3 protein-coding genes and 3 pseudogenes are annotated in these 6,542 nt (G+C 38.1%); 1 reads left to right on the top strand and 5 read right to left on the bottom strand.

Features of this window, described 5'->3' with window-relative positions; translation table 11 throughout:
• Positions 1–227: 227 nt before the first annotated feature.
• The 3 genes and pseudogenes from HGG78_RS18150 to HGG78_RS19335 form a co-directional block, all read right to left on the bottom strand.
• Positions 228–944 carry a hypothetical protein gene (locus tag HGG78_RS18150; protein WP_172533746.1) on the bottom strand — a complete coding sequence of 239 codons (717 nt, stop codon included), beginning with the start codon at positions 942–944 and terminating at the stop codon, positions 228–230.
• Positions 941–1,234: pseudogene (locus HGG78_RS19080) on the bottom strand (lipase); the annotation flags it as partial. The gene HGG78_RS18150 and the pseudogene HGG78_RS19080, both read right to left, overlap by 4 nt.
• Positions 1,224–1,382: pseudogene (locus HGG78_RS19335) on the bottom strand (DUF4123 domain-containing protein); the annotation flags it as partial. The pseudogenes HGG78_RS19335 and HGG78_RS19080, both read right to left, overlap by 11 nt.
• A 709-nt stretch (positions 1,383–2,091) precedes the next feature.
• Between HGG78_RS19335 and HGG78_RS18140 the strand changes: the two are divergent.
• On the top strand, positions 2,092–3,309 hold the full coding sequence (locus tag HGG78_RS18140) for a tyrosine-type recombinase/integrase (RefSeq protein ID WP_172533745.1): 1,218 nt from the start codon (positions 2,092–2,094) through the stop codon (positions 3,307–3,309).
• 78 nt (positions 3,310–3,387) lie between these two features.
• Here the strand turns inward: HGG78_RS18140 and HGG78_RS18135 are convergent.
• Positions 3,388–4,308 (bottom strand): annotated as a pseudogene (locus HGG78_RS18135) (IS5 family transposase).
• Positions 4,309–4,584: 276 nt separating this feature from the next.
• Positions 4,585–6,294, bottom strand: coding sequence for a response regulator (locus tag HGG78_RS18130; protein WP_172533744.1), 1,710 nt, complete (start codon positions 6,292–6,294; stop codon positions 4,585–4,587).
• Positions 6,295–6,542 lie beyond the last annotated feature (248 nt).

Here is a 6,542-nt window from a genome sequence, read left to right as displayed (position 1 = left end):
ATAAATAATATTTCATTATTTTTCACCCATGGTAATAACTAGTAGTTAAAATATATTAATAAACCATGAGGATTATATTATATAATCAAGCAACTTGTTCAGGTTGCAAGTAGGCGGTGAGCTAACGTAACCAACACCACTGCAACTTCAAGTAGGAAGGGAATAGGTTCAACTTGAAGCTGCAATAGTAGTTGCCGCTTCAAGCGTTTCTTTCGCGATAAATATTACTATTGTGGCTCTTTATCTAACGGCTCAGAGCGGTAATTTTCACCGGCTAAAACATCGTAATGAATCACAGTGTCGTTATTAAATTTCGAGAAATCATAATAAGCGCTGTAGGCGTTGAATTCTTGATCTTGACTTTTTCTCTTACCATCAATGTAGTAATAACAACCAAAACCATTTGTCCATTGATTGAACTTTTCAGAGTAATATGCGCCACAATCCTTTGCGACAATTGATAAATCAGGCTCAATTGCTCGATTATAATATTCTTTTCCTGCCTGTGAAACTCGCAACTGAGCAAAGCCAGCACTGCCAAATGAGTTATAAGCCTGAATAGAAAAATCTCTTAATTCCACGATACAATTTTGTGAACTTTTATACGTTTTAAAAGGGATCCTAAATTCATAATTTGAATCATCTTTAGAAAAATCATGCGTGATTTTCTGACTTATCTTTCCTCCTTTATGGGCTTTTTGACCAAATAAATCGTAGGAATAAGCCTCACAATCATCTCCTGTCACCCAAAAATGAGTCCAAACTTCTAAATAAGCATCTATAGGCTTTTTGCCTGATATAGTAATATAGGACTCATCAGGTTCATCGCCCCAAATATTCGGTTGAGAAGTCTGGTAATAATCATAACCAAGGAAAACTAACACAATGAATAATACAATAATTGATATTCTTTTTTTCCTTGTGAGGTTATTCAATAACTTCATCGCAATTGTTCCTTAATTTCATCAGGTAATATTTTTTGCGCTATTAATAACTTCGCTAGAGGTAAGCGCTGAGGGTCAAAGACTATCTGCCTTAGTTCACCTCTAATCTGGTTACGGTTCTCTATTAGTCTGGTTATAGAGTGCATCTCAGTCTTCAAATGTCCCAGACTCAATACTGGTGTACCATCGCTTAATGATTCAGCCCAAGTTTGTTTAACGGTGAAATAATTATTCTGTAAAGTAGCAATTTCTTGATCGAGAGCTGATATCGCTTGCTGGTAATGCACCATAAAACAGAGGCACGGCTTCTTCAAATCCAAAGCCCCCATTTTGCTGTAAAGCCTGTTCGTGAAGCTTACGATCAACTAACCAATAGCGATGATTTTGCTGCTGTTGAAACCAAGAGAGGATCATGACGGTTTCCCCTGCGTAGAACACAATCTGACGGCTGGCATATGAGTTTGCTCTGCGTTTAATAACGCTTGGTAAGAAATGGTTCGAAGAGCGGCTGACATAGTTTGGTCCTTTCGTGAGTCGTATTGCATAATGCAATGCCTCATTAAGCAAAAATAACACCAGTATTAAGGTGCTATATTTCAACAAGTTATTGAGCAATAAATTGCCCCGCAGAGCAAAAAACCGCTCAACTAGGCATGGTATGACCAAATTTTTGCTAGGCTTAGTGCACTCTCAAGAGATGCAACTGAGCTAGCGTCGCAAGTCTAAGCCGCTGCACCATTGACAGAGTATGTAAAGTGCACGACACAGCTTAGATTCCAGCCTCACCAATTAAATGTTAACATCGCCACATCTAAAACTGCGGTGGTCATCAGTAAACCTTGTTGATGATTATGATAAACATCAATCAATACTATCTTCCCCCACTAGCAGAATTTTTACATTAAAAGGCAATTTTCAAATGGTTAACAACACAATTCAATGGTTTCCGGGGCACCTGTATTAAAATCCCAAGAACAACCAGAAAACACCAGAATCACAGTAAAATCAGCACCTTACAAAGAACACCCATCCCAAAACATTCCAGTAAATTCCACTCCAATTCAAAATTCTGGTACCCCACCTGGTACCCCACCAGACTAGTTTGCTATACAATGGTCTCTATTCTCTCATCTATGTAATTATGATTATGGCTAAACGGATTACAGATACATCAATCAAAGCGCTCGTTATCAAAGACAAGGAATATACCTACACTGTTGAAGAGGGCTTACAGCTCCGTATTCGACCTAAACGCTCCAGTGTAGGAACTGGAACGAAAGCCTGGCAGTTTAAATATCGTCACCCTGTAACGCGTAAAGTAACGAAAATTTCGATGGGAACCTATCCTTCTTTACGACTGGCAGCCGCCAAATTAGAAGCAGCAGAATATCGGAAACAAATTGCGGAAGGTTTAGACCCTAAGCGCCTCAAAGAAGATAAGAGAATTGAAGAGCTGCGTAAGCACAACGATAACTTTCTTGCTGTTGCAACAATGTGGTTTGAAAGAAAACGTAAATCTGTTAGTCCCTTTCATGCAGAACGAACCTGGAGAACATTGGAAAAATACGTATTCGACCATTTAGGCGCACTTCCCATAAGTGAGATCAGTCGACGTGATGCTATTGAAACACTGAGGCCATTGGAAACCGATGGTAAACTATCAACCATTAAAAGAATTTGCCAAAGTCTAAATCAAATAATGGAGTACGCTGTAGCAAGCGATGTCATAGCGGCTAATCCTCTAACAAAGATGATCAACTCATTTGAGAAACACCAAGTTGAAAACATGCCTACGATACGCCCCGAATTATTAGGCGAATTTTTGTCTCGTTTAGAACAAAATGAGAATATTCAAGATAAAACTAAACTACTTCTACTTTGGCAATTACATACCATCGCTCGTCCAAAAGAAGCAGCTAGAACACGCTGGAAAGACATCGATTTAAAAAAACAATGCTGGACCATACCTGCAGAGGAAATGAAGCGTAGACGTGAACACAGAGTCCCTCTCACCAAGCAAGCAATTAGTGTTCTTGAAAAAATCAGGATTCAAAGTGGAGGTAAAGAATTCGTATTTACCGGAGAGCGAAATCCAAAAAGCCATCTAAGCATCTTTACTGCTAATGCAGCATTAAAACGTAGCTTGGGGTTTAAAGATGAACTTGTAGCACATGGGTTAAGAGCCATTGCCTCTACTGCTTTACATGAAAAAGGATTCGATACACTTCACATCGAAGCTTGCCTATCGCATATGGACAAAAATACGACAAGAGCAAGCTATAACCGCTCTGACTTTTTTGAACAAAGGAAGGAGATCATGAGCTGGTGGAGTGAATTTATAATGAAAGCGAATAGCAGCCAATAAACAACACGAATGAGGAAGTCGGACAGGCTTTGTTGCGTAATTCAGTTTAGAGGCAGAGCCGCCCGTTTCGCGTATATCTTAGTCAATACGACAAGTTTCAGGCATACCTAACCCAGTAAGCTTGTTCAACGCTTTTATCATCGCGTAAGTCTCACCCACCTGCGCATTGTAATTTCTTAAGCTCAATCGCCCTCCTAGTAACTGTTTAACTCGATACATCGCGGTTTCTGAGAGTGAACGTCTGTGGTATCCATACCGCTCTTTCTAATACTTATTTGAACCATATAGCTTCTGACAGCCGACCGCTAGATTGCGGGGATGACCTTGCTCCCAGAAGGCTGCGCCTTCCCTCGGTGGAATAAGCGGAACAGCATTTTTTACGCGAATAGCTTCGTAGCACAACCTTGTGTCGTAAGCACCATCGCCAGATATCTCATTGATTCTTCGGCGGGTCTGTTTGAGTAAGTTTGGAAGTGCTTCTCCATCGCTTACATTCGATAAACTTAATTCAGCGGCAATGATTTCATGCGTGTTTGTATCGACCGCTAAATGTAGCTTTCTCCAGACTCTGCGCCTGCCATCCGTCCCGTGTTTTTTGACTTTCCATTCTCCTTCGCCATAAACTTTAAGGCCTGTCGCATCAATGGCTAGGTGCTGTATCACTCCTCTCGTTTTGGGCTTGAACGTGACGTTGACCGTTTTGGCTCGCTTGCTAATGCATGAATAATGAGGACATGAAAACGGCAATTGAGCAAGCTTGAAAACAGAATTGATGAATCCTTGCAGACCTCTCAACGGCATTGAAAATACTCGTTTGACCATAAGAGCCGTCGTAATGGCTAAGTCACTAAACAAACGAGGCCTTCCACGGTTGCCTTGCTTGACCTGTTTCCAGTGTTGGATTGCCTCTTCATCAATCCAAAATGTCAGTGAACCACGATTGATTAAAGCTTGGTTATATTGCTTCCAGTTAGTTGTTTTGTAGCGAGGCTTGGCCATTGGTCTAAGTACTTGAGTGAACTTAGCTGATCAGATCGTAGGTTAATGATTTAGTTCCCTGATTTAGGAAACAAAGCCGCAGAAACGCAAGAATAAAATATCAAAATCAACCCGCCCTTTATGTAGGCTGCATTACACCTAACAGATTAATTATCCCACCATACAAGCTTTTGTAATATTATACTTAGCGATAATTTAATGTATGTACTGAAATATAAATTGAGTACAAGATAAAACTAAAAACAATTAGATTAAAATGTAAACAACCACTATAAGTCAGTAAAATTTAGCCACTCTACTTTCAGCCAAGGCCAAACTATCAAGGATGCCAAGAGCCTTTAAGTCCGATGCCGTGTAAAGTTCCTTGCTCGTTTTAAAACAACTTTTCAACAAAACACTTACATCGCGACCCGTATAATTAGATGGCCAAGCTGAAGAAAGTAAATGTATGATCTCCGTATTTACATCTCGAACATAAATATTCTTTGAACGAACTAACATTAACTCATCTAGTGCTTCTACCATATTACCTGATTCTCTATAGGTTTTTGCATTTTCTAGCTTTTGACTGATTAGTTCACCTAAAATGGTATGCTGGCTGCTAAGTGATTTTATCATTTCAACTTGAGACTTTAACAACATAGGGCTTAATTCTACTCTATCCAAATCAGACCGAACTAATTGGATATGCTCACCAAACTCTTTTGTAAATGTGAGCAAATTAAGTAGATATAGAAAATGATATCTATTATAAAATCCGACCACCAGATTGCCTAAATAAAGATGTTTAAGTATAGATATAGCCTCGCTCAATTTTCCTTCAATAATAGAAAAATGACACATCAAAAGCTCTTGTTCGATATCATAATCTTCAACGGGAGCGTCGGTTTCACCATTACGATCGTATTTCTTTTCTTTTAATAATGCTATCTGCCTATATTCGTTCAGAGCCTCTGATTTTAATTTCCTCGGGTCTATATCTGAAAAATCCTCTTCTGAACTTTTATAAAACCCGGTTTGCGTTAAATCATAAAGGAATAATACACAACGTATATAATTATACCGAGCTTCTAAATCATCTCTATATGTGTCAATGTTTAAATCATAGTAGGTCATGAACCTTGAGGCCGCATTTCTATAATCACCTTGAGACATACACAAATTAGCAATGATAAGTTCTCGCTCTGGATTACCAGGAGTCAGTTCAGAAACCATCGTAAATTGTTTAATCGCGTTAGGAATATCACCATTATAAATGTCATACTTTGCATTTAAAGAAAGTGCCTGTGTAGAGTTTGGAACTCGATCAAGCATTTTTTCGACTACGGATTGAGCTCTAGAAAACTCGCCCAATTCAATTAAACTATCAGCGAGTCCGGCGTTTGCCCACTCTACGTCCTTCTCAACAATAATTGAATCGTAAAGGTCTTTAGCTTCATTGAACATATGAAGAAGAGAATAAAACTCCCCTCTGAATTTTTGTATCAAGTAGTGGTATTGTGGATAAGAAAACTCCAACTCATCACACAAGTCGAGACCTTTTTTATATTCCATTTTGGTTTTTGCATGATATAATTTATATAGCGCTGATTTCCTTGCCAAAGATTTCTTTATTTTTGTCACAAAATACAAGCTATTAAATGGTTTTAATATATATTCATCTGGTGAAAGTTCTATTATAGAGCGGACTACTCTAGACAACGATTCCCCTGTGATAACAACGAAACTGCTCTCCGGTTTAATCAAACCGTAATGCTGTAATTCTTCAAATACTTGCTTTCCATTTAAGCGAGTGAAAAAATTATAATCACAGATTATCAAATCAAAGCTTATTTTCCTACAATGCCAGATAGCAGCTTTGGGATCTTTTGCGTGATAAATATTTTTATCACTTAAACCTAAGCTTATTAACATTCTTCGAATACTAGACAATATAACGGGCGAATCATCAACAATAAGAGCCAATACATCACTATAATTTTTCATAACTAAAAAAACCTCCTAGACACGAAAGATTATAACATAATAGAGAATATAAAAAAGCCGTTAAAGGATAGAATATACTTTAACCTTAGCACGATAAATTGAATTTATATAAGGAGTGAGCAGTCAGTTTAATCGACAGAAGTAAATAGTAATGAAAAATGACAACACGAAAATTCAATGTACCATGCTAGTAAAACTGTTGTTTATTAAAGCTAAGCTTGTTAAATAAACTTAACTCGCTTTAATGC

Source organism: Vibrio aestuarianus, from assembly GCF_012395185.1.
Classification (GTDB): Bacteria; Pseudomonadota; Gammaproteobacteria; order Enterobacterales; family Vibrionaceae; genus Vibrio; species Vibrio aestuarianus.
The sequence above is the reverse complement of the archived record's forward strand: the minus strand, read 5'-3'. Positions and strand labels throughout refer to the sequence as shown.